Source organism: Cellulosimicrobium arenosum (assembly GCF_014837295.1).
Classification (GTDB): Bacteria; Actinomycetota; Actinomycetes; order Actinomycetales; family Cellulomonadaceae; genus Cellulosimicrobium; species Cellulosimicrobium arenosum.
The window spans coordinates 1-837 of record NZ_JACYHB010000033.1 but is presented as its reverse complement, the minus strand read 5'-3'; the positions used below and the strand labels follow the sequence as shown (position 1 = coordinate 837).

General features: G+C 64.8%; 1 protein-coding gene and 1 pseudogene. Both read left to right on the top strand.

Annotation, left to right across the window (positions count from 1 at the left end):
• On the top strand, nt 1-483 hold a 483-nt coding region (locus tag IF651_RS17310), incomplete at its 5' end, for an integrase core domain-containing protein (protein ID WP_241744586.1).
• Nucleotides 484-535: 52 nt separating this feature from the next.
• Nucleotides 536-724: pseudogene (locus tag IF651_RS17305) on the top strand (IS30 family transposase); the annotation flags it as partial.
• Nucleotides 725-837: the final 113 nt, after the last annotated feature.

Genomic DNA, 837 nt, shown 5'->3' with positions numbered 1-837 from the left:
GATGCTCCGTTCGAGGGTGCTGTGGAAGGTTCACTCGAAGGATCACGCGGTGGCCGCTCTACGTCGCGTCGAACGACGACGCCGACGAACCCGACGACCGCGCTACACCACTATCAGGGACTCAACTTGGTCAGCGCGGTGCAACGGCGTCGGGACGTGGCCGGGTGCATCGTGCACTCGGATAGGGGCAGCCAATTTCGCTCACGAAAGGTCCGCCGGGTTCTGGACCGCCACGACCTGGTCGGATCGATGGGACAGGTCGCCTCTGCCGGAGACAACGCCGCGATGGAGAGCTTCTTCTCCCTGCTACAGAAGAACGTCCTGAACCGGCGCCGCTGGACCACCCGCGAGGACCTACGCCTGGCGATCATCACCTGGATCGAACGCACCTACCACCGCCGCCGCCGGCAGGCCCGACTCGGACGATTGACCCCCATCGAGTACGAAGCCATCATGACCACTCAGGTCGCACTCGCCGCCTGAGACCCGCTGTCACCTATCCGTGCAGCAGACCCCCTTCCTCAGCGCGCTCATCGACGCCCCGGTCTACTTCTGCGACCCCCGCAGCCCGTGGCAGCGCGGCACCAACGAGAACACTAACCGCCTCCTGCGCCAGTACCTCCCGCGGCGCACGAACATGAACGCGACGAGTAACGACGAGCTCGAACGCATCGAGAGGCTCCTGAACGAACGGCCTCGGCAGGTCCTTGAGTTGAGTCCCTGATAGTGGTGTAGCGCGGTCGTCGGGTTCGTCGGCGTCGTCGTTCGACGCGACGTAGAGCGGCCACCGCGTGATCCTTCGAGTGAACCTTCCACAGCACCCTCGAACGGAGCATC